The following is a 24,724-nucleotide window of genomic DNA, read 5'->3' as shown; positions in this document are numbered from 1 at the left end:
ATAAGTAAATTTTCCAAATAGCATTCGTCGAGTCCCGATTATCAGTATTGGGAAAGCATCATCACGAGGGCCACCACTCTGTGAGCTCCCCACCAAAACGCTTACAACCTCTTACTCCATTTCCCTTGGTGATCACGGTCACAGTTTTCCTGTGTATCGTAACTGATATGCTTATCGATATTCTTCAGTTGGATCCCAACCTGATTAAACGCCTTTTTGATTGCCTCAGAAACACTCTGCTTGCCTTCGCCATTCAAAAAGTTAGTTCTATCCTGATTGGTATCGAATACGCAGATGATTTTTAAGCTTTGCGGGAAAGAGGAAAAGTTGACCACGTGCGTTACCCACAAAAAACCGTCATAGCTTTTCAACGTGTCTTCGCAAACGTCCGTTAGTACGTCTCTGATTTGATTCTCTATTTTCTTATCTGATTTTCGCATGAAGCGAGATTCCTATTTAACACCTTAAAAAATAAGGTTTTTCGGTCAATATTGTCTTAACCGACATTGGACACTGTGACTATTGCAAATGCAAAGTATTTATCAAATCAGATATATCGAGATTAAGCATTAAGACTTAACGGCGACCACTATGCCAATGCTCCATCAAGCCTTGACCAAAGTTTGTGGGCGTGGTGGTGGAAACAATCATCTCATCACACTGATTGAACACCATAAAATGCTTAAGTTCATTGCATAAAGCGTGAATCAATGACTCATGACTTTTAACTCTGTCTTCAACAACCAAGTTACGGATATGAAGTATTCGACTCTTCCTGTCAACCTTACAATCCATTCGTGCCACCAGCCCACTTTGCCACAGAATTGGTAAACTAAAGTAACCAAACTGACGCTTGGCTTCAGGAACATAGCACTCAAGAAGGTAGTTAAAATTGAACAGTGATTGTATTCGCTTGCGTTGAATCAACAGATTATCGAACGGAGAAAGTATCTTTAACTTAGTTCGAGAAAGAGGCTGATTCAGCAGTTCAAACGCATCAGGCAACACATAATATTCAGAACCCTGAATATCCACCTTCACGACTTGTTTATCTTCAAACATCTGTTGGAGTGTTTTCTGAATCAGTGGTTTCGTATTCTTAAGGAGATAGCTCATTTCCGATACGATTCCCACACCATTGGCTTCTAAATAACGCTTGATCAGATGCTCAATGTACTCTTGTTCCGTTGGTTCAGAGGTATTAATGCCACTCGGCAACACTCGCTCGGTTAGGTCATAAACCTTATGAAAGTTCACTCGGCTCGGCACCATTAAGTTACCTTGCATAAACAAAGTCTCTAGCGCCTGTTTGGCAGGTTTTCCGCCCCATCCACCAGGGTTTGGCCTATCCCCTTCAAAGTCTTTCGCCATCAACGGCCCTTCATTCTCAATTCGCTTGAGAACATGAGCCATCAGTGCGTCATCCTTTTTATACCAATGCTTGAGCTTACCGCTCGCAAAACCATTCTTGCGATGTAGGCTGAATCGGAAGTCTCGCATGGGTAAATACGCGGCGGCATGCGACCAATACTCAAACACCTCTCGACGCTCTAGCAGCTTATCAAGATGGTTCAATTGGTAGTCTTGATTACGATTCCACAACGTATGATGGTGGGCTCGCTGAATCACAGAGATGGTATCGATTTGCACATACCCAAGGTTTTCAATCGCAGACAGGGTATTCGCCAAAGCGCTGCCATTGCGTTGCTTCTTTGGGGGGAGCTTCTGCGAAAGCAGTACAATTTTTTGCGCTTGAGCGAGTGACAGTGATTCCATGAAATTCAGACCTAATTGGTACCAATGATCGGCTTATGATTCGGCAATAAGCTCTTGAAGGATTTGCTTGTACGTTTCTACCGTCTGCGCGCCTGTCACAGCACTCTTACGATTGAACACCACAGTAGGAACCGCAGAGATGCCCATGCGTTGCCATTCAAATTCTTGCGCTTCAATTTGCTTCAAGTTGTCTGTGTTCTTCAAGCGTTTCAGTGCCTTCGTTGAGTCTAAGCCAACCGCTTCAAGCTCTTGCGCGATAACCTCCAGATCAGCCAGATCTTTCTGCTCTGAAAAGTGAGCAGTAAAGAAGCGTAGCTTTAACTCAGTCTGTTTACCGTGCGCTAGTGCAAAATCGAGAAGCACATGTAGATGACGTGAATTGACCATTCTCATGCTGTCATAGAAATTGAAATCGAACCCAACCGCTTTTCCACGAGCCGCAAGCTGTTCACGTGAACGTTGACTCTCTTCTGCGCTAGAACCGTATTTTCTCATGATGTGATCACGCAGGTTTTCACCCTCTTGTGGCATATCAGGGTTGAGCTCAAACGGCTGCCATTCAAGTTCAACCTGTTGTTCTAAGCCAAGTTCTGAAACGGCTTGCTCTAAGTTTTTGTAACCGACCACGCACCACGGGCACATTACGTCAGAAATAATATCAAGTTGAAGTTTGTTGCTCATAATCATTCCAATTATCGTTACTAAGGCGTATCCAATTCAAAGTGGATACCCATCTTTGTCACTAAGACTACAATGATTTGAACAAGCGTTCAAATTAAACTCGATAAACCAGTAACCAACAAAAAAGCCAACTCATATTACCGAGTTGGCTTTGATAACAATCTGATTGAGCTTTACCACGTTACGCTAGCAGCTTCTCTAGTACTTGGAACACACCCGCATCAACGTTACTTGGCGCGCCAAAACGTGCGATCTCTTTTAGCTTAGGATGTGCGTTTTCCATTGCGTAAGAGTGGTAGCTCTCTTTAAGCATTTCCAAGTCATTTAGATAATCACCAAAACTCATTGTCTGCTCGTAAGTGAAGCCGAGTGTGTTTTGTAGGTGTTTAATCGCCGCACCTTTTGATGCCTCTGCGTTCATCACATCCAGCCAAATTTTCGCACTTACCACCACTTGGTAATTGTCACCAAACTTGGCGTTGATGCTTGGATTCACTTTCTCTTGTGAGCCATCAAAATGGCAGATAGCTACCTTAATAAAATCATCTTCTACCGCCAGCAAGTCTTCGACTTGCTCACGGCGGTGGTAGTACTTGGAGATCTCAGTTAGAGCACGCTCATCTTTAGTTTCGATGTATGCTGATTTCTTACCGCATAGCACCACATGCGCGCCTTCAATAGCACGAGCTTCTTTGATGATCTCTTTGATGGCATCGGTATCAAGCAAGCAGCTATAAAGCTCTTGGCCTTTGTGCATCACCAATGTGCCGTTTTCAGCAACGAACATCATGCGATCTTTAAGTGGAGCAAAGGTTTCCATCAAGCTGTAGTACTGACGACCCGATGCCGCAGCAAAAATAATGTCTTGGGCTTCTAAACGCTCATAAAGCTTGAAAAATTCCGGGTCTAACTTCCCGTGTTCATTAAGCAGAGTGCCGTCCATATCAGCAGCGATAAATTTGATGTTCTGTTGTGGCATTTCCGGGCTTACCTATAAGTAATACCAATCGTAGTAAATAACTGTTCATCCTAGCTGGTTAAAATACTCGATAACTGCGTTAGAATTTTTGATTGTAGAATAACTACTTATCAAAAAATTCCGCCTTGTTCTCAAGTCTTTTTCCTGCGCTATTTCTGATCATTTACTTACTGTGATTGGTATGAAAATTAAATAGCAAATTATGATTTTCGTTATCTTGTGTAACGGTTCTGCGTTCGATTATATCGTTAGATCAGCCAATGCATGCAAAGCTTTTCGATAAGGTTCTCTATTTAAACCTAATTTTCCAAACTCACTCCTCACGATAAGACCTTCAATAAAGGTCATCACCGATTCACTACACAATTCCAGTAACGCATCATCTCCATTTTTATCATGATTAATCACACGAAGAATCGTGTTTTTAAGCCAGGCTTTATGTTGCTGGGATAGCATCGCTATATCATCCTCAGACGCTTTAAACTCCGCTAAAGCGTGCATGAACATGCATCCTTTGAAATCAGGTTGCTCAAACCAAGCAAAGTGCCAGTCTAATAACGCGTCAAGTTGACCCTCAGCACCAGCACCCGATATAAGAAACGTTTCTAGGCTCAATTCAAACCGCTGATGACGCCTAGTCAATACCGCCTCAATTAGTCTGGTTTTGGACCCAAAGTGGCGGTACATCGATGTCTTAGAAACTCCAGCTTCATCTCGGATCATATCTACACCAACCGCGGTATAGCCAAATTGGTTAAACAAAGACTCAGCTACATCCAAGATCTGCTCTTTCTTACTCATGCCTGCCCCCCATCTCAAATCCGATAAAATTTAGTATTGCTAAATTTTCTGTTGCCAATAGTGTACAGATCTGTATCATTTAACTCAACATGTACAGATCTGTACACTTTATATTCTTAATCTTAAATGAAGGAAATCGTGATGATTAAAAAGCTAACCGGCGGAGGTGAACTTCCTCCACGCGCGACGATCAGTCAGCTGTTAAAAGGCTTTATCGGAGGGACCGCAGGGATATTCGTATTGTGCATGCTCGCAGAGCAATCTGAAGTACCTTGGTTAATGGCTCCGTTTGGAGCAACGTGTGTTCTATTATTCGCAGTTCCAACATCGCCGCTAGCTCAACCCAGAAACATCATCGCTGGTCATTTTATCTCTGCCGTGGTTGGGTTGATCGCACTGTATGGGTTTGGTGATTCTTATTTAGTGATGGCGTTGGCGGTAGGATCCGCAATTATGTTGATGCTGTACTTTCGCGCCGTTCATCCACCAGCGGGAGCCAATCCAATCGTAATTACACTGGCAGGCACAGCATCCGTAGACTGGACTTTCTTATTCACCCCCGTCTTAGTCGGCAGCATTGCACTGGTTTGTATTGGAGCCATGCTCAATAACACGTCGCCACAACAAAAATGGCCATTGTATTGGGTAGGGAAATCAAAAATCGAAAACGGCTAATAGATGGCAGAGCCAAGTAATGAACGTCCATGCAGGCTAATAAATAAATTCGCATTGACCCCTAGCAAAAATAGTCTTACTATCAATCGTCTTTTAACGATTAGTAGCAATGAGTCCACTAAGTATGACTGCAACATGCCAAGCAACAGATAGCTGTTCTCTACCTCTTCCGCCGAGTAATGCTGAAGCAGAAAAAGAGATGGCTGCGTTAGCCAAAGCACTCGCTCATCCAGCGAGAATTCGCATACTTAGTATCTTGTCAGCTTTAGAAAAATCGGGGGGCTGTTTGAACAGTGACTTGGTTAGCGAATTAGGTTTGGCGCAATCGACAGTATCAGAGCACCTAAGAATCTTGAAAACCTCAGGTTTCATCACTGCTGAATCGATACCACCGAAGATGTGTTATCGCATTAACCGAGATAATATTCAGCAATTTGAGACGCTAATCGGCACCATTTTGAAATAGATTTATCGCGCTTAGTTTGCCGAATACGGAATAAACTAAGCGTATTTTTTTGCTTTCCAGTATCGTCTTTCGACGATTAGCGATATCAACCAAAGAGAAAATATCATGAAACCAAAGTTAGGTTTTCTAGATCGCTACTTAACACTGTGGATCTTTATTGCCATGGGCCTTGGTGTATTGCTTGGCATCCTGTTCCCACAGATCGAACAGTGGAATGAATCGATGTCGGTTGGTACCACCAACATTCCGCTTGCGATTGGCCTTATCTTAATGATGTACCCACCTCTGGCTAAGGTTAACTACAACCTATTAGGTACTGTGGTCAAAGATAAGAAAGCCATCAAACTATCTCTGATCATGAACTGGCTTGTTGGCCCGATTCTGATGTTCGTGTTGGCGCTAACATTCTTAGGCGATCACCCAGGTTATATGGTCGGCGTGATTCTGATTGGTCTTGCTCGTTGTGTGGCGATGGTGCTGGTTTGGAACGACATCGGCGGCGGTAACAAAGAGTATGGCGCGGCATTGGTTGCTCTAAACAGTGCATTCCAAGTAGTGAGCTACAGCTTTATGGCGTGGTTGTTCATCAGCGTTCTTCCGCCAGTATTTGGTTACGAAGGCATGTTGGTTGATATCTCGATGATCGACATTGCACACAGTGTACTTATCTACCTAGGTATCCCATTCTTAGCGGGCTTCCTAAGCCGTAAGATCCTTGTGTCGATGAAAGGCGAGCAGTGGTACAACGACGTGTTTATTCCACGTATCTCTCCAATCACACTGATTGCACTACTGACCACTATCGTTCTGATGTTCAGCCTAAAAGGCGAGATGATTGTAGAACTGCCAATGGACGTATTGTTGATTGCGGTTCCACTGACTATTTACTTCACAGCGATGTTCTTCATCAGCTTCTTCATTGGTAAGAAGATGGGTATTGAATACGACAAGAACGCATCAATTGCATTCACAGCGACAGGTAACAACTTCGAGCTAGCGATTGCCGTTGCTATCTCAGTGTTCGGTATCAACTCAGACCAAGCGTTTGCTGGTGTTATCGGTCCACTGATTGAAGTACCAGTGCTGATTTACCTAGTGAACGTAGCGCTTAAGATGAAAGACAAGTACTACAATGGTCAAACAGTTAAACCTAGCATCTAGCATCTAGAGTTACAGCTAACAAAAAGCTGCATCACATCAAACAGAAAGGCTCACACGTTAAACGGTGAGCCTTTTCTTTATTCAGTTTCGTCTAATAAGCCTTTCAATGCTTGTTCAAGCCAAAGTAATGCAGGACCTTTTGAGCGTGTTTTAGACAAAACAAGATCAACGGGCGGTGACCATGTCTTGTGATCGAATGAGACATTAATCTCCACTAAACATTGCTTATTCAGCTCCTCTTCGACAAGGTGCTTGGGTAAGTATGCCCAGCCAATATCGCTGCCAAGCACCATCTCTTTGATAACAATAAAGCTGTTTGACCACCACGCCTTACCGGCAATCAGCGGAAACTGATCCATCACCTTGCCTTTGTCTCCCCTCAACATTAATTGACGATGCGGGAGTAAATCAGAGAGTTTCGCGATACTTGGTTTTGCGAGCGAATGACTTGGATGACACACAGCAATAAACGGTAAGTGGCCGATAAAGCAAGGCTCAGAGCCTACATCAAAAGCCAAATTGGTAAACATCAGTCCAATGTCGGCTCTCTCTTCGATAATTAATGGATTGACCTCTGTTGTGGTACACGCAACCAGTTCAACTTCAGTCGCAGGGAATTGCTTACTGAATCCACTAAGGATCTTAGATAGGTTCGGGACCAATAGTGAATCATCTAATGCAATTTTGATGAGCCCCTCTTCACCGCTACCCATCGCGTTAACCGTTACATTAAGATCTTCAACCTGAAGTACGATCGCTTTCACCTGTTTAAATAACTGCTCGCCCGCTTTGGTTAGTGAAGGCTTTCGAGTCGAGCGATCAAAAAGCTCAACATTAAAATCTATTTCAAGATTACTGATGCCTTGGCTTACCGCCGACTGCACCTTCCCCAAATGACGAGCACTGGCAGAAAATGACCCTAATTCAACGGCATACACAAACATTTTCAGCTGTTCAATGTTGTACATTCGGTTTCTCCCAAAACTTACTATCACAATATGTGATTCTAACTATCTTTATATTATCACTTAAGTAGATACTATCTAGCCAAGTCATTAGCCCATCGGCGGCTATTTAATCGTAAAGAGAGTTAGAAAAATGTCACATAAAGAACGCATGTTGCACATGGTGCTATTTGAATTGGTTGCTTTGGTTTTGATGGCAGGGCTTGCAACGTATATCACCGGAGATGGTGCAGGAAAAATGGCGGGGTTAGCACTTGCGATGTCATTCATCGCAATGGCTTGGAATTACGTTTACAACTACGGCTACGATAAAGTATTCGGAGCCGACCGCAGTACACGGACTAAGAGGACTCGCGTTTTACACGGGTTAGGGTTTGAGCTTGGCTTGATGACAGTGACTCTTCCTGTCCTGATGTGGGTTCTACAACTCGACTTCCTAACCGTACTGATCATGGACATCGGCCTAGTTATTTTCTTCGTACTTTACGCGATTGCGTTCAACTGGGTATATGACTCGGTTCGAGATCAATTGGTAGCGAAAGGAAAAGTGGCAGCTCTGGTTTAGAGCGGTAAGTTCGTATCGTATAACAAGAACATACACCCAAATTAAAACTGCCAAACTACAACATAGTTGGCAGTTTATTCATTTATGCATATAAGCTCATTTGTTAACGCCCCTGTTACATAGCAAAAACATCACACAGCCCTTCCTAATTAAGTCTAATAATCCGCCACTCACGAAGTAGCATCACAAATCCAAACATAAACTCCTCGTACCAGTTGCGCATTCATTTACATATAGGTAGTTTGAGCGGCTTCGCAACCTATCAATTAGAGCAATGACATTCATGCGAGCATCTTTTTCGAGCAAAAGTGTTCGGATTAACATTTCAAGTGACTTTAATTAACAATTTTATGCTCAAACGCTCACTTTTGATGTTCGTTTATTTTCGAGTTCGCAAATATATGCACAATACACGTGCTAGATAAGCAAAACTAAAAAGGACTCGAACATGACAACAAACAAACACCCTTCTTTATTTGGGCAATGCTTGGCTGAATTTATCGGTACAGGATTACTCATATTCTTTGGCGTTGGCTGTGTGGCCGCTCTGGTATTAACTGGTGCGACATTCGGACAATGGGAAATCAGCATCATCTGGGGCTTAGGTGTTGCTATCGCAATCTACTGTACTGCCGGTGTTTCTGGCGCACACATTAACCCTGCAGTCACCATCGCACTGGCAATGTTCCATGGCTTTGATAAAGCGAAAGTTGTGCCTTACATCATTTCTCAGCTACTTGGCGCATTTTGCTCTGCGGCATTAGTTTACAGCCTGTACAGCAACCTATTCACTGACTACGAGATTGCACATAACTTCGTTCGTAGCAGCCAAGACGCACTATCAACCGCTGGTATCTTCTCAACTTACCCACATGCTTCACTTTCTTTCTTTGGCGCTTTTGCTGTGGAATTCGTGATTACAGCTGTGTTGATGTTTGCAATTTTGGCACTAGGTGATGAGAACAATGGCGCATCTCGCGGTGCAATGAACCCACTGCTAATCGGTATTCTTATCGCGGTAATTGGTGGTTCTTTAGGCCCACTGACAGGCTTTGCAATGAACCCTGCTCGTGACTTTGGACCAAAACTCTTTGCTTACTTTGCTGGGTGGGACTTCGCCCTGACTGGTGCTCGTGATATCCCTTACTTCATCGTACCAATTATCGCTCCAATTGCTGGCGCGTGCTTTGGTGGTTGGTTGTACCCAAAAGCTATCGGTGCTTACTTACCAATAGAAGGCCAAGGTTGCACGATTCCAAACCAATGTGAAACAGAAGAAGAAGCTGAACAAGCTCAAGCTTAATCCCTAAGCGACCGTACATTTACTAAAATATAAATAACAAGACAAAAAAGGATTCTTACCATGACCGAGCAAAAATACATTGTTGCCCTAGACCAAGGCACCACAAGTTCTCGCGCTGTAATCCTCGATCACGATGCAAACATCGTAAGTTCTTCTCAACGAGAATTCACTCAGATCTACCCTAAAGCCGGTTGGGTTGAGCATGATCCAATGGAAATCTGGGCCTCTCAAAGCTCTACATTGGTTGAAGCCCTAGCTAAAGCGGGTATTCGCAGCGATGAATTGGCAGGCATTGGTATCACTAACCAACGTGAAACCACTATTGTTTGGAACAAAGAAACTGGCAAACCAGTTTATAACGCAATTGTATGGCAATGTCGCCGTACTGCAGATATCTGTGAAGACCTTAAAGCACGTGGCCTAGAAGACTACGTACGTGATAATACAGGCTTAGTCCTTGACCCGTATTTCTCAGGTACCAAAGTAAAATGGATTCTAGACAACGTTGAAGGCGCTCGTGAAGACGCTGAAGCAGGCAAGCTATTGTTCGGTACGGTTGATACTTGGTTGGTTTGGAAAATGACCCAAGGACGTGTACACGTTACGGATTACACCAACGCGTCACGTACTATGTTGTTCAACATCAATGACCTATGTTGGGATCAGAAGCTACTTGACGAAATGGGTATTCCAACGTCAATGATGCCAGAAGTGAAACGTTCTTCTGAGGTATACGGTCAAACAAACCTTGGTGGTAAAGGTGGTACTCGTATCCCAATCGCGGGTATTGCGGGTGACCAACAAGCTGCACTTTACGGTCAAATGTGTGTAGAAGCAGGTCAAGCTAAGAACACTTACGGTACAGGTTGTTTCCTTTTAATGAACACAGGCCAAGAGAAAGTAACGTCTAAAAACGGTCTACTAACAACGCTAGCATGTGGCCCTAAAGGCGAACCTGCATACGCGCTTGAAGGTGCGGTATTCATGGGAGGGGCATCAATCCAATGGCTACGTGATGAGATGAAGCTACTGGATGGCGCTGAAGACTCTGAATACTTCGCGACGAAAGTAGATACTTCAAACGGCGTTTATGTGGTGCCTGCGTTTACTGGTTTAGGCGCGCCATACTGGGACGCTTATGCTCGTGGTACGATCGTTGGCCTCACTCGTGGCGTTAACTCTAATCATATCATCCGTGCAACACTAGAAGGGATTGCCTACCAAACTCGCGACGTACTAGACGCGATGCAAGCAGACTCTGGCATCAAGCTAGCAAACCTACGAGTTGATGGTGGAGCAGTAGCGAATAACTTCCTAATGCAATTCCAATCAGACGTGCTGGATACTGAAGTTCATCGCCCTGAAGTAACAGAAGTAACAGCGCTTGGTGCGGCTTACCTTGCTGGCCTGGCGGTTGGTTTCTGGGACAATATTGACGAGCTTCAATACAAAGCCGTTCTAAACCGTACATTTATGCCTCACCACGATGAAGAGAAGCGTAACCGCCGCTACAAAGGCTGGAAACGCGCAATCAAGTGTGCTCAAGTTTGGTCTGAGCTTCACACTGAAGATGAAGGCGAAGACTAAGATACAAATAGGCTATATCGGACAGGTACAGTTGTTCGAGTCGCAGTAAACGAAACTAAAAAGAGCACTTTATTGTGCTCTTTTTTGCGTTTCAGCGTTTGTTTTTGTATTTTGAGCTTCGTTTTTGCGGTTTAGACATGATTCCTTACCATCATTACTTCTCTCTACGTATCAATTCGAGCACAATAGCGCGAGGTTATGTTTAGAATTAGGTGCGCTAAAACACAGCAGCGCGCAGGGAGTGGTAAGTAAAGTGAAGCAAATACCAAGACACCAGCAAATAGTCGACCTGGTTAAAACACAAGGATATGTGAGTACCGAAGAGCTAGTAGAGAAGTTCGATGTCAGTCCTCAAACTATAAGACGCGACCTAAACGAACTCGCCGATAACAATAAGATTCGTCGCTATCATGGTGGTGCAACTATTCCTTTAAGCTCAGAAAACACCTCTTACAGCACTCGTAAAGCACTCAACTTCAACGAAAAAGATGTGATAGCGGATCAACTGGTTAAGCATATCCCAGATGGTGCTACCTTGTTTGTTGATATCGGCACCACACCAGAATCGGTAGCCCGAGCTCTCAACAAGAATCATAAGCAACTTAGAGTTGTCACCAACAACATCAATGTTGCGAGCATTCTTCTGTCTAATCCAGAGATCAAGGTTATATTGGCAGGCGGCGAAGTACGGAATCGCGATGGCGGTATCGTGGGTGAAGCCACTCTCGATTTCGTGAAGCAATTCCGTCTCGACTTCGGCATCTTAGGGATCAGTGGCATCGACTTCGATGGTTCACTGCTCGATTTTGATTACCATGAAGTTCGTGTGAAACAAGCGATCATCGACAACAGCCGTAGCATCTTGCTAGCCGTCGACCACAGTAAATTTGGTCGTAATGCGATGGTTAAGCTCGGAAATATATCTCAAGCACACATGGTGTTTACCAATAAACAACCACCAGAAGAGATTACAAACATACTTAAGGACTTCTCCATACCGCTCGAAGTTATCAATACGGCTCAAGTAACGGCTGAAGAATCGTAACGTAAGAAACACGTGAACAAGGGAATCACGTAAACGCGCTCTTTGTAAAAAACGCGATTATTGATTAGCATTGAGCGAGTATACCTTGCTGTTTATCTATACCAATTCTATGCTCGAATTAGACTTATTTGAACCTCTGCTTTCATAAGCAGAGGTTTTTTTATGCTCAAATCACATAAAACGCGCATAAACGAAAATAAATAATGACCAAAAACGAAAGTTCATATAGGATTCAATTATGTTCTAAAATGCTCGTTCGCTCAGAAAGAGGTCAAAATCATGAGTGCTCAACAAAATAATTCAAAAAATAGTACACCTTCCACTTTAGACTTGATCGTGATCGGCGGCGGCATCAATGGTGCAGGCATCGCGGCAGATGCAGCAGGTCGTGGTCTTAACGTTGGCTTATACGAAGCAAATGATTTCGCGTCTGCGACATCTTCTGCTAGCTCAAAGCTTATCCACGGTGGCCTACGCTACCTTGAACATTACGAATTTCGTTTGGTATCGGAAGCTCTTGCTGAACGTGAAGTATTACTAAGAAAAGCGCCTCATGTTGCTCAACCCATGCGTTTCCGTTTACCCCATCGACCATTTTTACGCCCAGCTTGGATGATTCGTTGTGGCCTGTTCCTTTACGATAACTTAGGTAAGCGCACCACGCTTCCTGGAAGTAAGACAGTCAACTTAGCGAAATCTGGCCTACTGAAACCAGAAATGAAGACAGGATTCGAATACTCAGATTGTTGGGTTGATGATGCGCGTATGGTATTGCTTAACGTTCTTGCAGCCAAAGAGAATAACGCTGAAGCACGTAACTACTGCCGTGTTGAGAAAGCACACCGTGAAGGTGGGATCTGGCACGTGACGATCCACGATGTAATGACGGATCAACGTTTCGAACGCAAAGCAAAGGCACTCGTCAATGCGGCAGGACCTTGGGTTAAGCAATTCTTCGATGATGGCTTAGAGCAGGCTTCACCCCGTAATATTCGTCTTATTAAAGGCTCGCACATTGTTGTACCGCGTATTCACGACGAACCCCAAGCGTACATTCTGCAAAACAAAGACAATCGCATTGTGTTTATGATCCCTTACCTAGATAAGTTTTCGATCATTGGCACCACCGATCTTGAATACAAAGGCGACCCACGTGAAGTTGCTATCTCTGATGACGAAGTAGATTACTTGGTCGACATCGTTAACCAGCACTTTGTTCATCAACTAACTCGTGAGGATGTAGTTTGGACATACAGCGGCGTTCGACCACTGTGTGATGACGAATCTGATTCTCCACAAGCGATCACTCGCGACTACACACTAGAGTTAGATGCAGAGCTAGACCAAGCACCACTGCTTTCAATTTTTGGCGGTAAGTTAACGACCTACCGTAAGCTCGGTGAAGCGGCACTTAAAAAGCTTGAACCATACCTGAAAAACATGGGGGCTCCGTGGACGGCTAACGATACTCTGCCAGGTGGTAACTTCAGCTGCAGCAGAGAACAACTGGCGAAGATGATCCACACTAAATACCCTTGGGTATCAGAAGCACTTCTGCTGCGTTACGTGACTCAATTTGGTACCTACACGTGGAACCTATTGGAAGGTGCAACGAGCGAAGCTGACCTTGGAATTAACTTTTCAAACGAAGCACATGGCGTTTATCAAGCTGAGATCGATTACTTGATCAACGAAGAGATGGCGATGACAGACGAAGACATCTTATGGCGCAGAACCAAGCTTGGCCTGTACTTAAACGAAGCAGAGCAGCAAGCCGTTTCTGATTACTTGAAAGAGAAACTTCAAAGCAAAGTGGTGAATTTTTCTCAAGTAGGATAATTATTCTTATAGAATTAATCGCTCATGAAAGTCACAAAGCTTAGCGCTACCCACGCTAAGCTTTTTTATTATCTGATAAAAAAATATTAATAATCGTGTGCAAGTCACTCACATTGGCAGTTGGCAGCATTAGAGCGCTTTATGAACATGCCATTGCTCTACATTGAACCAAAATAATTAAACTCCCGAAGGAGTTTAATTATTTAAAACTAGAGCACATCGACTAACTAAGCAGATAAACGAATATGCAATGAGTCTTTAAGCACAGAGCGCTCATGTTTTAGTAGCTGCATCGAACTGTCATCAATGGGTGAATCTTTCAGCTCTAGTTTACGAATCTCTTTATCAAGGTTGTCGTATGTCTTCATGTCTGTTGCAAAGCCATCGTCTGTTTTAGCGAGCTCAGCAATTTTGTCTTTCATTTCAGGAAATTCGTGAACAAGAGAGTGATTTTCACCTAGCATAGAAACCTCTTCAGTTGAGTAAAGTGATTGGGTATGTCTACTACATATTCACTAATCACCTTAGCAATTGGCAGGAATAACAAATGGGATCCAGTACACAGCATAGAATATCGACAATTCAGATTCACAAATTTACAACATGTACCTAGAAAATAACCTTGTTGATTTTGAATTGTCTCAATAACAAAAGTAGGCTCAAGACGGGTATTTCACCTCATAAGCACTACTCTTTTCTCTCTTTGTTTATAGGTATCGATTTTCAATAAACGTTACCAAGCAAACGTCTGAGTCACGATATTGTTACCATGGTCACCCCAATAGAAAGTGTCGATGTTGAGATTCTCAAGCAAGTATTTTTCTTCTTCCAGAATCTGAAGTTGCGTCGGCATAATGAACTTACCGTCTTTCACTTCATGTTCCATCACAGTGCTAGGCTAAATAGCTAACGCCATTGGCGCTATTTGCTCAGGTGTCATGCGCTTTTTAATGTTCTCGAGTACAACGGCATCGCCCGACTCAATACCTGCATAAGCCATGGTTATACCAGCACTCTTTAGCTCTTTAAGTTCGCTCAAGCTTTTACGACGGAAATCGTTCAGGCCACTATAAAGCGATACTTTTCTGCTTTCAGGAAAGGTATGACGCAGCTTATCCAAAATCTTAAGAAGGTAATCCGTGCTCAGCTAATAAAAAAGCTTAAATCTCATGTGGGAAAATCGAGAAACTACTGTTTAGGTTCATATAATCTTGTAGGGACTTCCGTTTCACAACGCTCAAGATCATAATCTTGCGTCGTGCCACTACTACCTAGGAATTTCATTCTCACGATCATACCTCGCTCGACAAACCAGCGAAGGTCTTGGCAAGAGTAACGATAGCTCGATTCCAAAATATGCACTTTTAACCATCGAGAGCTACCCGGCAGTGACGCAACATAATAAATCACGCCATTTTCTGTAATCGTCATTCCTTTTATATCGCTTAGATGCTCAATAGCGGTATCAATTGTTTCTTGATCTGCCGTTGGTTGTAACTCTTCAATTGGAACTGTCAAACAGCCAGACAGAGCAGTTGTAGACAGACAAGCCAAGAAAATAGATTTCAATTTCATTTTTATTCTCATTCGATTACATAGCCAAAATAACACTAGGCCGAGATTCTATTCATGAGACAAATAAATGTGTACCATCACATCTTAAAATTTATAAAAAGTGTGACACAGAGTGCTTATTAAACTTAGTTTTGGGCTTCATTAGGAGAAAAGCTGCTCGTAATTCGCTCTCAGAGAAAAATTAATAACCTTATGAAAGCTATAAACTTTTAACTGTTCATCATCCAGCGGCCAGTAATTGGCACCACCAATCAGCTTATGGTTGTTGCATGATCGAAAGACACGCTTAACGATCTGGAAGTGATTATAAGCTAATCTCTCGTCGCCAAACGAACTGCCGCTTCAGCATGGATGGCAGTGGTATCAAACAACGGAACATCGGTGTGTTGCTGCTGAATCAACAGGGCGATTTCGGTACAACCAAGAATGACCGCTTGAGCTCCTTGCTGGCTTAACTTCTTAATAATTTGACTATAGATAGTACGAGATTCTTCTTTGACTTCGCCTCGGCACAGCTCTTGGTAAATGATGTTGTGCACTTGTTTTCGATCACTTTCATCAGGAATCACAACATCGATACCGAATTTATCGGTTAAGCGCCCTTTGTAGAAATCCTGCTCCATCGTGAAAGCCGTACCAAGCAGTCCTACTTTTTGTACACCTTGCTCAATCAACTTCTGCGCGGTGGTATCAGCGATGTGCAAGATAGGAATCGTGATCTTCTCTTCGATCTCAGGAACGACCTTATGCATAGTATTGGTACAAATCAGGATGAAATCCGCCCCGCCTTTTTCAACCGATAAAGCCGCGTCCGACAAGATGTCTGCAGTATCAGCCCAACGACCTTGGTGTTGCAGTTTTTCTATCTCATCGAAGTTCAAGCTATACATACAAACCTTTGCAGAATTGAGTCCGCCGAGTGTGGCTTTTACACCTTCGTTAATGGATTTATAATAGCTCATTGTCGACTCCCAACTCATACCGCCAAGTAAACCGATCGTTTTCATGTTTCTATTCCTTTATTTTCCGACTACCCCGATTAAACCGCCATGCGCTAAAAATTTATAGTACGTTCTTGCTTAAAGCGAGACATTAGGCCTCTATTGTTTGCAAAACCGTTCCCCGTAATTCTGAGTTAAAAAACGTCCGTTCCCAAAAAGGCTCGAATTAAAAATCCGAGCCTTTTTTTGTTTTAGTGAAGAGTTAGCTAGGTGTTAATACACCTCACACCAATCGGATTTCATGTCGATCAGTGTCCAATCATCTCTAGAATTCACTTCATCGAGTGCTTTATCAAGCTTACCGACATGAGATTCGCGATCGTACTTCCACTCGCGCTCGGCGTCAGTATGGTGAACAATCATTGCCATTGAATTTGGTTGACTGGTTGCCCATTGCATCATCGCTTGATCACCGTCTGAGTTACCCACCGCCAAAATCGGCTTCTTACCGATAATATGCTGAATATTAGTGACTTTCCCGGCTTTATCATCAATCGTCAAAATGGACGAGTCCTTGGTCACGGTCGGATTACCATCGTTGTAGCTGTAGTTGTATTTAAGCGCGCTGCCGATGATCTGCTCTGGCGGAATGTTATACGCTTGCGGAGCCCACGCTCTCATAAAATCAACGCCACCTCCCGACACGATGTAAGTCTTAAAGTCATGATCTTGCAGATAAGTCAGCATCTCTTTCATTGGCTGATAAGTCAGGTCTGTGTAGGCTTTGTTAAAACGCTCGTCTTTTGCTACCGCCAACCATTGCTTAACATCTTGTTGGTATTGCTCAACGGTCATACCAGAGTGTGTCGCCATAATAATTTTCAACAACCCTTCTTGACCACTACCTAGAACGCTCTCAATATCCTCTTCAAGTACAAACTTAAACGGTGCTTCTGTTTTCCATTCGGGGTGTTCAGGCGCCATCTCTTTTACACGATCTAGCGCAAAGGCCAGTTGGAAGTAATAAGGTTTTTCTGACCATAGCGTACCGTCGTTATCGAACACTGCAATACGATCTTGAACCGATACAAAAGTATCAGACTCTGCTTTGGTGGCTTGACCAACGAAATCCACGATGGCTGATTTACTCTCACCATCCTTCCAAGAAGGCAGCAAATTAGGATCACAATCTTTAGCAAAAGATGAGAAAGAAAGGCTAGATAAAATTGCAACTGACAAAAGGGTTATTTTTTTCATAGCACTACCATGTGGTTGAATTAATTATAGGGTTTAATGTAATTCATCCTAGTTGGTCTGCTCTGATTTTCCACTTATAAACACTATAACCGATACTTATTTCTCATCAGGACAACGAGAGCCAACATTCAATCTTTCGCTCAAACATGATCGTTTTGAGGTTTACCCCAACCGTAAATCTCGTTATGGTAATTCGTAATAATCATAAAAAAACAAGGACTGTCTGATAGCATGAACAGCACGATTGGTACCATCTTAGGGCACCGCTCGATTCGCCAATATACCGAACAACCGATAGAGCAGGGTCAACTCGATCTTATTATTCAATCAGGCCTAGCCGCCTCATCGTCTAGCTTATTGCAAGCAGTTTCTATCGTCAGAGTGACAGATAAAGAGAAGCGTAAGCTGCTAGCGGAATACGCAGGTAATCAAGCTTATGTAGAGAACGCGGCTGAGTTTTTGGTGTTCTGTATCGACTATCAACGCCACGTTCAAATCAACCCAGAGGTTAAAACAGATTTCACTGAACTGACTCTGATTGGCGCTGTCGATTCTGGCATCATGGCACAAAACTGTATGCTGGCTGCCGAGTCACTTGGTTTAGGTGGTGTGTACATTGGTGGCTTGCGTAACAACGCACAAAAAGTTGATGAACTGTTGGAACTTCCACAGCACACTGCAGTGCTATTTGGGATGTGTTTAGGCCATCCAGCTCAACAACCGGAAATTAAGCCTCGCCTTCCTGCACGCGTAGTGATGCATGAGAACCAATACCAGCCGCTGAGTCTCAATGAGATTGCATGTTACGATGATTCAATGCAAAGCTACTACGCGAACCGTTCAAGCAATCAGAAACAAAGCAGTTGGTCACAACAAATCACACAAAAGCTGTCTGGTGAATCTCGACCGCATATCCTGCCTTACTTGAACAGCAAGCAGTTGACCAAGCGTTGAGTCGTTAAGCTATTGCAGCAAAAAGCAGCACAAACAAAAATGTCAGCGCAATATACGCTGACATTTTTTGTTTATACGGTAATTGTTTTGTTACAGATATTTCTCAATCGGTAACAATTGTAAGAAGCCTGACTGTATTCGTTCCCATTGACCTGTCTCAGGTTCGCTGTCCCAACTTTGCTCGCCGGAATACCAATTCACATCACCCTCATTAAGTTTTAACCGCCAGCTGTTTTCTTCGCTCATTGCTTGCTCAATGGTTTCTGCTAGTTTTTCGGCAATGGTTTTGTTTTCGATGATTAGCACTGATTCCGTGTTGAGATACGTAGAACGTAAATTGAAGTTAAATGATCCAATACTGGCAATGCGTTTATCAAATACGACCGACTTCGCATGCAAACCATAAGCTGTTGATGGTGCACATTTAGAAGCGTCTTTGGTAGATGCCTCACATAACTTAGATTCAGGCTTCAGCTCAAATAATTCAATGCCATGCTCTAACATATCGCTACGCCTTCCTGCGTAAGCAGAGTGGTTGGTCACCAGATCATTCGAGGCCATTGAATTGGTGAGCGCCTTTATTTCAACGTTGTTGTTACTTAATGAATGCCACTCATCAAGTTGGCCGTCGTCAAACACCAGGTAAGCGGATTCCAATAAGATTTCGTATTTAGACTTGCGCGCTAAATCTGCCAGTAAAACTGCCGTAACTTTCGGTAAGTCGGTATTATCCGAGTCGATAGGCACGGGGGGATCGTATACAAAACGAGCATTGACCCAGGTCATTTGACTCAATGTACTTTTCAATAATTTAGCCGCTGATTTACCGTCTATTGGTAACTCAGGAAAATGTTTATAAGAAGGAGGTTCAGTGCCAATCAAAATAGAGATATCTGGCAACACCTCATCACCCAACATATCGATGGGATAAGACCAACGGCTATTCCAGTACTCTATAAAGCTAGTTTGGATAGTGGTAACGACTGAGCCCATCACTAGCACATCGCGATCTCGGAAGTTGATTTCATCGGAAAGGTCGAAGTATTCATCCCCGATATTGCGCCCGCCCACCACAGACAAGGTGCCATCGACGGTAAACGATTTATTATGCATGCGGCGATTTAAGCGAGAAAAGTCACCAACAAAGCTCAACCATTTGCTGAAGCCACGGCGTGTTGGGGTTGGGTTAAAGATTCGGATCTCTACATTCGGGTGTGCATTCAGAGCCGACAACAGGCCTTCGCGCTCATTGAGGTTAATATCATCAAGCATCACGCGCACCTTTACCCCCCGATCCGCTGCTTCTAACAGACGACTGGCTAGATAACGGCCCGATTCGTCAGAGTTCCAGATGTAGTATTGAATATCTATGGTGTGCTCTGCACTTTCAACCAGTGCTAATCGCTGTGCCAAAGCATCCCAACCCGACTCTTGCAGACGAACCGCGGTAGTGCCTTGCTCTAAAGCTTCAGGCTGAAATTCATTGGTTAGAACCGATAAAAAGCTAGGTGCAGGAGAGGTTGGCGGTTCTGTCGGGTGATCGATGCCTTCAGGAAGTGAAGAACACCCACCTAAAACGGCGATTAAGATTAACGTTAAACTGATGCGTTGGAGCACAGGCATGTATCTGACTTCCTTTTCACGATGACGTCTTTAGAAACTTTCCGTACAGCTTTTCAATGAACAAGCTATCCCGATCTATTAATTGATTATTACTGCTAAAGCCGGAAATTTATAGGTAATTATCCAAGATAAGAAGAACAACATCATCAGCCAAGGCAAAGTAGTATTGGTAAAAAATTAGAATTAATGAAAACTGGATGTTACGTTATTTACACTTAACGAGATGACTAAGATCGCTTAGTTACAGTCCAAGTAGTCTGCCATAGTTAGAGCTTCAAACGGGGCTGTATAAAATCAATAAACGCCGAGATACGTTTAGAGACAGAAGACGACTTGTAGTAAACCGCATTCACTCGCTCTCGATCTGTGTTGGCAAGTTTGTCTTGTTCTAGAATAGGGATTAGACGCCCTGCTGCCATATCTTCCTGCACCATAAACCCCGATAAACAAGCAATCCCGTTTCCAGCTAGTGCTAGTTGACGCACGGTTTCACCATTACTGGCTGTCACGGTAGGCGCGACATCACTTTGGTTTGGTAAAGGCCAATGGTTAAGCACTTTGTTCCCTGCAAAACCCACAATTTGATGCGAACTCAAATCTTCAGGTTTGGTGGGCAGCCCACGCTTAGCGAGATAATCAGGTGACGCCACAATATGGAGTAAACTTTTTCCTAACGGGCGAGCGTGCAGTGTTGAATCGGACAACTTACCGATTCGAATCGCAACATCAGTTCTCTTTTCTAGAAGATCAACGAAGCCTTCGTTGGAAGTGAGTTCCAACTCAATGTCTGGGTAAGCCTCTTTGAATGACTGCACCAACGGCACTAGCTGATGGAATACGAATGGACTGGCGGCATCGACTCTTAAACGACCTTTTGGCAACTCACCGCGCGACACGATTTCTTCTTCCGCGCTCTGGATCATTTGTAATCCCACCCTGACTGAATCGACAAACTGCCGCCCTTCCTCCGTCAGTTCCACGCGTCTCGTTGTTCGGTAGAATATCGAGACGCCGAGTTGCGACTCAACCTTACTCACCGAGCGAGATACCTTGGCGACCTGCACATCCAGCGCCTCTGCCGCCGCAGAAAAACCACCCGCATCGACGACGGTGAGTACCATTTCTAAATCATCTGAACGGGTTAACATGAGGCTCCTTCGCTATCTTCATTTTGTTTAATGTCATCTCGCTTGTGCTCATCACAGCTCAAATCATCTGTGTCTTTTCGATCTCATCAGCTTTACCCAATGATCGGCTAACTCTTTAATTATTGCAAATTTCACAAAGGTTATTTGTTAATAATGGCATTTTTTCACAAATATATTTTACTAGATAATCCTCGCCATCAAACGAAGCGCTCCTATTGCAGTCACAAGCTGCCCCATTTTATCGCGCTCGGTATTTAACAAAGAACAGTAAGAGAGATGACTATGCCACTAGCATTACTTGCATTGACGCTCAGCGCCTTTGCCATCGGAACCACAGAATTTGTCATCGTAGGCTTGATTCCTACCATGGCGAGCGACTTGAATGTATCTCTGCCATCGGCAGGCCTATTAGTCAGTTTATACGCGCTTGGCGTTGCTATTGGCGCACCAGTATTAACGGCATTAACCGGTAAATGGAATCGTAAAGCGGTGTTACTGACTGTGATGGCATTGTTTGTCATTGGTAACTTATTGGCGTGGCAAGCTCCAGGCTATAACACGCTGATCGCCGCACGAATTTTGACTGGCCTTGCCCATGGTGTGTTCTTCTCGATTGGATCGACCATCGCGACAGGTTTGGTTTCAAAAGATAAAGCAGCCAGTGCCATTGCAATCATGTTTACGGGTTTAACAGTTGCATTGGTGACTGGCGTACCACTGGGTACTTACATCGGCCAAACCTTCGGCTGGCAAGCGACCTTCTTGATCGTTGCTCTGCTTGGCCTTATTGCTCTTATCGGTAGCGCTATCTTGGTTCCAAGCAACCTTAAGCAACCACCAGCGGCGAAGATTTCGGCACAACTAAAGGTTCTAACTCAACCACGCTTACTGTTGGTTTACGCTATCACAGCACTGGGTTATGGCGGCACATTCACAGCGTTTACGTTCCTTGCTCCAATACTGGAAAACGTATCAGGGTTTGATTCGAGCTCAATCAGCTTAATCATGTTGGTCTACGGTGTGTCAGTAGCGGTAGGTAACATCTGGGGCGGAAAAATGGCTGACAAGATGGGGCCGATTAAAGCGCTAACCGTTATCTTCTCTGGTTTAGCCGCAGTACTGGTGGTATTCAACTTTACCGCAGTAAACCCTTATGCAGCCGTTGCTACCATTTTGGTTTGGGGTGCATTTGCATTCGGTAACGTTCCAGGACTACAAGTGTATGTTGTGAAACTGGCTGAGAAATACACACCAGACGCAGTCGATGTCGCTTCTGGGTTGAATATTGCAGCCTTCAACGTCGGTATTGCATTAGGCTCATGGGGCGGTGGTTTGATTGTCGCGAAATCTGGATTAATGAACACCCCTTGGATAGGTGCTGTGATCGTTTTGATCGCTCTTGTTCTGACTCGATTCAGTGGTGCGTTAGATAAGAAGCAAGAACAACAAGCTGTTCCATCTAGCATCTAGTAAGGATAGAAAAAGCAAAGCCCGAACCTAGGTTCGGGCTTTGTCATTTAAATCTGATTATTGTCCGTTATCGATCGCTTTCAGCACTTTACATGGATTACCGACTGCAACCACATTGGCTGGGATGTCTTTGGTCACCACACTGCCTGCGCCAATCACGCTGTTTTCGCCAATGGTGACTCCGGGGCAAATGATCACACCACCGCCAAGCCAAACATTGTCGCCGACGTTAATCGGTGTGCCAAACTCAACACCCTCTTCAACTCGGCCTTTCACATCGAGTGGGTGGCCTGCGGTCAGGATTTGAACGTTCGGACCAAGCAGTACATTATCGCCAATAGTCACTTCAGCCACATCCAAAATCACGCAGTTAAAGTTAGCGTAGAAGTTCTTGCCCAGCTTGATGTTCGAGCCGTAATCACAACGAAATGGAGGTTCTAGATGCGCGTTTTCACAGCCCGGAATCAGCTCTTGCGTTGCCGCTTTCCACTCAGGTGTGTCAGGAATGCTGTTATTGAGCTTTTGCAGTACTTTACGACATTCGATACGAGCAGCATAAAGCTCTTTATCCCAAGCCTGATAAGGTTCGCCTGCTAGCATTTTTTGTTTTTCTGTTTTCACGTTACTTACCTGTTCTCACATCACTTAGCTATTTTTATATTACTTAGCTAGTTTCATATTACTTAACTAATGGTGGTCAATTCATCGACCAAAAAACGCAATATCGCACATCTAAATAACAGTGAATAAGGAGTGTTTAAGCTTGGTTTAAGAGATGCGCAGCTCGTCACTTTTTGTAGGTGAAATATGAAATTCGAACAGTGTTAATTTATCTTCGCTATCGAATCACGTAACACCAAACTGCCAGTGGTATTGATGGTGGTCGCTTGCTCTGTTTCACCGACAATTTGCAGGATCGCCTTTTGCGTCAATTGCTCTAATGGCACACTCACAGACGTTAAGCTTGGCGTTAAAAACGCCCCCACTTTGCTGTTATCAAAACCGACGATAGAAACATCTTGAGGCAATGAATATTCCAGATCCGTTAACGCCTTAATCGCACCAATCGCCATGTCATCGTTTTCCGACAAGATAGCAGTAAATGTGGTTTTGCTTTTTGCCAGAGCCTGAGCCGCGTGATAACCGCTCTCCATCGTCCAATCACCCTGAACAACCTTGGACTCATCCAATGTAATACCATGTTTAGTTAACACATCTTGATAGGCTTGGTAACGCAGCTCATCGGTCGAAGAACCGGCTTTACCTCGAATCACAGCAATGTCTGTATGGCCTTGATCGATGATGTGCTCAACCATCAAACAAGCGCTCTGATAATGGTCGGTGGTAATGGCATGGTTAGGCTTCGACGGCATTTCTCGGTTGAGTACCAGAATCGGTGTGTCAGTGCTTTCGATGATCTTTGCAATCTCGCTTTCGGTTAAGCATTGCGGATAGATGATGATGCCCGCGCACTTCATATCCAGCAGGAAGTTGATGGCCTTTATTTCGTCTTCAGCGCTGTGTTTGCCATCGGTGATCACCAGTTGGTGATTCGACTTTTCGCTATAAGAAGCCGCGTGATACATCAAGGAAGAAAAGTAAGGGCCATTGAACAACTCATTGGTGATTACAAAGCCGATGAAATTGGTCTTCTTGGTCGCCAATTGCTGAGCCAACAAGTTCGGTCGATAACCTGTTTCTTGAATCGCATCAAATACCTTTTTCACCACATCCGGGCGCACGATGTTCTTGCCATTTAAGACACGAGAAACAGTCGATTTAGATACGCCCGCGCGGTTCGCGACATCAAGCATGGTTACCATTGGCTTCTCTTCCTTTATAAAAAATTAGCCGACATAGGCCGACTAATTCATTGCAAAATGACAGCTCACAGTTCACAAAACTGCGCTGGG

24 protein-coding genes and 1 pseudogene are annotated in these 24,724 nt (G+C 43.9%); 10 read left to right on the top strand and 15 right to left on the bottom strand.

All coding sequences use genetic code 11. From position 1 onward, the window contains the following. Positions 1-101: 101 nt before the first annotated feature. The 5 genes from ACED48_RS01265 to ACED48_RS01245 all read right to left on the bottom strand — a co-directional run bounded on the left by ACED48_RS01265 (position 102) and on the right by ACED48_RS01245 (position 4,237). Positions 102-440, bottom strand: coding sequence for a hypothetical protein (locus tag ACED48_RS01265; protein ID WP_017057834.1), 339 nt, complete (start codon positions 438-440; stop codon positions 102-104). Positions 441-576: 136 nt separating this feature from the next. Beyond that, positions 577-1,776: a winged helix-turn-helix domain-containing protein gene (locus tag ACED48_RS01260; RefSeq protein ID WP_017057833.1), complete on the bottom strand. Its 1,200-nt coding sequence runs from the start codon at positions 1,774-1,776 to the stop codon at positions 577-579. 33 nt (positions 1,777-1,809) lie between these two features. Next, entirely contained in the window at positions 1,810-2,457 is a 648-nt protein-coding gene (locus ACED48_RS01255) for a DsbA family oxidoreductase (RefSeq protein ID WP_017057832.1), read from the bottom strand. A gap of 181 nt (positions 2,458-2,638) precedes the next feature. Then, entirely contained in the window at positions 2,639-3,436 is a 798-nt protein-coding gene (locus ACED48_RS01250) for a Cof-type HAD-IIB family hydrolase (protein ID WP_017057831.1), read from the bottom strand. A gap of 240 nt (positions 3,437-3,676) precedes the next feature. Then, positions 3,677-4,237, bottom strand: coding sequence for a TetR/AcrR family transcriptional regulator (locus ACED48_RS01245; protein ID WP_017057830.1), 561 nt, complete (start codon positions 4,235-4,237; stop codon positions 3,677-3,679). Between the two features lie 141 nt (positions 4,238-4,378). Here ACED48_RS01245 and ACED48_RS01240 point away from each other — a divergent pair, with 141 nt between their 5' ends. From ACED48_RS01240 to arsB, 3 genes are all read left to right on the top strand, one after another. Then, positions 4,379-4,912, top strand: coding sequence for an HPP family protein (locus ACED48_RS01240; protein WP_017057829.1), 534 nt, complete (start codon positions 4,379-4,381; stop codon positions 4,910-4,912). A 124-nt stretch (positions 4,913-5,036) separates the two neighbouring features. After that, entirely contained in the window at positions 5,037-5,378 is a 342-nt protein-coding gene (locus ACED48_RS01235; protein ID WP_017057828.1) for a helix-turn-helix transcriptional regulator, read from the top strand. A gap of 105 nt (positions 5,379-5,483) precedes the next feature. Continuing rightward, entirely contained in the window at positions 5,484-6,539 is a 1,056-nt protein-coding gene (gene arsB, locus ACED48_RS01230; RefSeq protein WP_017057827.1) for an ACR3 family arsenite efflux transporter, read from the top strand. Between the two features lie 77 nt (positions 6,540-6,616). On the opposite strand, the gene ACED48_RS01225 is transcribed toward arsB, so the two are convergent. Continuing rightward, a complete protein-coding gene (locus ACED48_RS01225) occupies positions 6,617-7,507 on the bottom strand; it encodes a LysR family transcriptional regulator (RefSeq protein WP_017057826.1) in 891 nt (296 codons plus the stop codon). A gap of 130 nt (positions 7,508-7,637) precedes the next feature. Between ACED48_RS01225 and ACED48_RS01220 the strand changes: the two genes are divergently transcribed. The 5 genes from ACED48_RS01220 to glpD all read left to right on the top strand — a co-directional run bounded on the left by ACED48_RS01220 (position 7,638) and on the right by glpD (position 13,843). Then, entirely contained in the window at positions 7,638-8,069 is a 432-nt protein-coding gene (locus ACED48_RS01220) for a PACE efflux transporter (protein WP_017057825.1), read from the top strand. Positions 8,070-8,517: 448 nt separating this feature from the next. Next, the gene (locus ACED48_RS01215) at positions 8,518-9,372 is read left to right on the top strand and encodes an MIP/aquaporin family protein (RefSeq protein WP_017057824.1); all 855 of its coding nucleotides are present in this window, start codon (positions 8,518-8,520) and stop codon (positions 9,370-9,372) included. A 60-nt stretch (positions 9,373-9,432) separates the two neighbouring features. Continuing rightward, complete coding sequence (gene glpK, locus ACED48_RS01210; RefSeq protein ID WP_017057823.1) at positions 9,433-10,959, top strand: glycerol kinase GlpK; 1,527 nt, start codon at positions 9,433-9,435, stop codon at positions 10,957-10,959. A gap of 253 nt (positions 10,960-11,212) precedes the next feature. Then, positions 11,213-12,004 carry a DeoR/GlpR family transcriptional regulator gene (locus ACED48_RS01205; protein ID WP_029627181.1) on the top strand — a complete coding sequence of 264 codons (792 nt, stop codon included), beginning with the start codon at positions 11,213-11,215 and terminating at the stop codon, positions 12,002-12,004. 279 nt (positions 12,005-12,283) lie between these two features. Then, positions 12,284-13,843: a glycerol-3-phosphate dehydrogenase gene (gene glpD, locus ACED48_RS01200; RefSeq protein WP_017057821.1), complete on the top strand. Its 1,560-nt coding sequence runs from the start codon at positions 12,284-12,286 to the stop codon at positions 13,841-13,843. Between the two features lie 227 nt (positions 13,844-14,070). Here the strand turns inward: glpD and ACED48_RS01195 are convergent, their stop codons facing one another. The 5 genes and pseudogenes from ACED48_RS01195 to ACED48_RS01175 all read right to left on the bottom strand — a co-directional run bounded on the left by ACED48_RS01195 (position 14,071) and on the right by ACED48_RS01175 (position 17,616). Further along, positions 14,071-14,307, bottom strand: a complete 237-nt coding sequence (locus ACED48_RS01195; protein ID WP_017057820.1) for a YdcH family protein — start codon at positions 14,305-14,307, stop codon at positions 14,071-14,073. Between the two features lie 284 nt (positions 14,308-14,591). After that, positions 14,592-14,984: pseudogene (locus ACED48_RS01190) on the bottom strand (radical SAM protein); the annotation flags it as partial. A 47-nt stretch (positions 14,985-15,031) separates the two neighbouring features. Beyond that, entirely contained in the window at positions 15,032-15,418 is a 387-nt protein-coding gene (locus ACED48_RS01185; protein WP_017057817.1) for a hypothetical protein, read from the bottom strand. A 311-nt stretch (positions 15,419-15,729) separates the two neighbouring features. Beyond that, positions 15,730-16,425, bottom strand: a complete 696-nt coding sequence (locus ACED48_RS01180) for an aspartate/glutamate racemase family protein (protein ID WP_017057816.1) — start codon at positions 16,423-16,425, stop codon at positions 15,730-15,732. Between the two features lie 207 nt (positions 16,426-16,632). Continuing rightward, the gene (locus ACED48_RS01175; protein WP_017057815.1) at positions 16,633-17,616 is read right to left on the bottom strand and encodes an HAD family phosphatase; all 984 of its coding nucleotides are present in this window, start codon (positions 17,614-17,616) and stop codon (positions 16,633-16,635) included. A gap of 231 nt (positions 17,617-17,847) precedes the next feature. On the opposite strand from ACED48_RS01175, the gene nfsA reads away from it, so the two are divergent. Continuing rightward, complete coding sequence (gene nfsA, locus ACED48_RS01170) at positions 17,848-18,570, top strand: oxygen-insensitive NADPH nitroreductase (RefSeq protein WP_017057814.1); 723 nt, start codon at positions 17,848-17,850, stop codon at positions 18,568-18,570. Positions 18,571-18,660: 90 nt separating this feature from the next. Here nfsA and ACED48_RS01165 read toward each other — a convergent pair whose 3' ends face one another. Both ACED48_RS01165 and ACED48_RS01160 read right to left on the bottom strand, forming a co-directional pair. Further along, positions 18,661-20,193 carry a phospholipase D family protein gene (locus ACED48_RS01165; RefSeq protein WP_017057813.1) on the bottom strand — a complete coding sequence of 511 codons (1,533 nt, stop codon included), beginning with the start codon at positions 20,191-20,193 and terminating at the stop codon, positions 18,661-18,663. 266 nt (positions 20,194-20,459) lie between these two features. Beyond that, on the bottom strand, positions 20,460-21,341 hold the full coding sequence (locus ACED48_RS01160; RefSeq protein WP_017057812.1) for a LysR family transcriptional regulator: 882 nt from the start codon (positions 21,339-21,341) through the stop codon (positions 20,460-20,462). 282 nt (positions 21,342-21,623) lie between these two features. Here ACED48_RS01160 and ACED48_RS01155 point away from each other — a divergent pair, with 282 nt between their 5' ends. After that, complete coding sequence (locus ACED48_RS01155; RefSeq protein WP_017057811.1) at positions 21,624-22,811, top strand: MFS transporter; 1,188 nt, start codon at positions 21,624-21,626, stop codon at positions 22,809-22,811. Positions 22,812-22,868: 57 nt separating this feature from the next. Here ACED48_RS01155 and ACED48_RS01150 read toward each other — a convergent pair whose 3' ends face one another. Further along, positions 22,869-23,432 (bottom strand): sugar O-acetyltransferase, encoded by a 564-nt coding sequence (locus tag ACED48_RS01150; protein ID WP_017057810.1) that lies wholly within the window; start codon positions 23,430-23,432, stop codon positions 22,869-22,871. 203 nt (positions 23,433-23,635) lie between these two features. Continuing rightward, positions 23,636-24,634 (bottom strand): LacI family DNA-binding transcriptional regulator, encoded by a 999-nt coding sequence (locus tag ACED48_RS01145; RefSeq protein WP_017057809.1) that lies wholly within the window; start codon positions 24,632-24,634, stop codon positions 23,636-23,638. Positions 24,635-24,724: the final 90 nt, after the last annotated feature.

This window comes from Vibrio sp. 5S239 (genome assembly GCF_041439575.1).
Lineage (GTDB): Bacteria > Pseudomonadota > Gammaproteobacteria > Enterobacterales > Vibrionaceae > Vibrio > Vibrio kanaloae.
This window is presented reverse-complemented; position numbering and strand designations above follow the sequence as displayed.

What these genes read in the sequence shown, in the direction of transcription:
- ACED48_RS01265 (WP_017057834.1), bottom strand. Translation starts at nt 440, where the DNA reads ATGCGAAAATCAGATAAGAAAATAGAGAATCAAATCAGAGACGTACTA.
- ACED48_RS01260 (WP_017057833.1), bottom strand. Translation starts at nt 1,776, where the DNA reads ATGGAATCACTGTCACTCGCTCAAGCGCAAAAAATTGTACTGCTTTCG.
- ACED48_RS01255 (WP_017057832.1), bottom strand. Translation starts at nt 2,457, where the DNA reads ATGAGCAACAAACTTCAACTTGATATTATTTCTGACGTAATGTGCCCG.
- ACED48_RS01250 (WP_017057831.1), bottom strand. Translation starts at nt 3,436, where the DNA reads ATGCCACAACAGAACATCAAATTTATCGCTGCTGATATGGACGGCACT.
- ACED48_RS01245 (WP_017057830.1), bottom strand. Translation starts at nt 4,237, where the DNA reads ATGAGTAAGAAAGAGCAGATCTTGGATGTAGCTGAGTCTTTGTTTAAC.
- ACED48_RS01240 (WP_017057829.1), top strand. Translation starts at nt 4,379, where the DNA reads ATGATTAAAAAGCTAACCGGCGGAGGTGAACTTCCTCCACGCGCGACG.
- ACED48_RS01235 (WP_017057828.1), top strand. Translation starts at nt 5,037, where the DNA reads ATGACTGCAACATGCCAAGCAACAGATAGCTGTTCTCTACCTCTTCCG.
- arsB (WP_017057827.1), top strand. Translation starts at nt 5,484, where the DNA reads ATGAAACCAAAGTTAGGTTTTCTAGATCGCTACTTAACACTGTGGATC.
- ACED48_RS01225 (WP_017057826.1), bottom strand. Translation starts at nt 7,507, where the DNA reads ATGTACAACATTGAACAGCTGAAAATGTTTGTGTATGCCGTTGAATTA.
- ACED48_RS01220 (WP_017057825.1), top strand. Translation starts at nt 7,638, where the DNA reads ATGTCACATAAAGAACGCATGTTGCACATGGTGCTATTTGAATTGGTT.
- ACED48_RS01215 (WP_017057824.1), top strand. Translation starts at nt 8,518, where the DNA reads ATGACAACAAACAAACACCCTTCTTTATTTGGGCAATGCTTGGCTGAA.
- glpK (WP_017057823.1), top strand. Translation starts at nt 9,433, where the DNA reads ATGACCGAGCAAAAATACATTGTTGCCCTAGACCAAGGCACCACAAGT.
- glpD (WP_017057821.1), top strand. Translation starts at nt 12,284, where the DNA reads ATGAGTGCTCAACAAAATAATTCAAAAAATAGTACACCTTCCACTTTA.
- ACED48_RS01195 (WP_017057820.1), bottom strand. Translation starts at nt 14,307, where the DNA reads ATGCTAGGTGAAAATCACTCTCTTGTTCACGAATTTCCTGAAATGAAA.
- ACED48_RS01185 (WP_017057817.1), bottom strand. Translation starts at nt 15,418, where the DNA reads ATGAAATTGAAATCTATTTTCTTGGCTTGTCTGTCTACAACTGCTCTG.
- ACED48_RS01180 (WP_017057816.1), bottom strand. Translation starts at nt 16,425, where the DNA reads ATGAAAACGATCGGTTTACTTGGCGGTATGAGTTGGGAGTCGACAATG.
- ACED48_RS01175 (WP_017057815.1), bottom strand. Translation starts at nt 17,616, where the DNA reads ATGAAAAAAATAACCCTTTTGTCAGTTGCAATTTTATCTAGCCTTTCT.
- nfsA (WP_017057814.1), top strand. Translation starts at nt 17,848, where the DNA reads ATGAACAGCACGATTGGTACCATCTTAGGGCACCGCTCGATTCGCCAA.
- ACED48_RS01165 (WP_017057813.1), bottom strand. Translation starts at nt 20,193, where the DNA reads ATGCCTGTGCTCCAACGCATCAGTTTAACGTTAATCTTAATCGCCGTT.
- ACED48_RS01160 (WP_017057812.1), bottom strand. Translation starts at nt 21,341, where the DNA reads ATGTTAACCCGTTCAGATGATTTAGAAATGGTACTCACCGTCGTCGAT.
- ACED48_RS01155 (WP_017057811.1), top strand. Translation starts at nt 21,624, where the DNA reads ATGCCACTAGCATTACTTGCATTGACGCTCAGCGCCTTTGCCATCGGA.
- ACED48_RS01145 (WP_017057809.1), bottom strand. Translation starts at nt 24,634, where the DNA reads ATGGTAACCATGCTTGATGTCGCGAACCGCGCGGGCGTATCTAAATCG.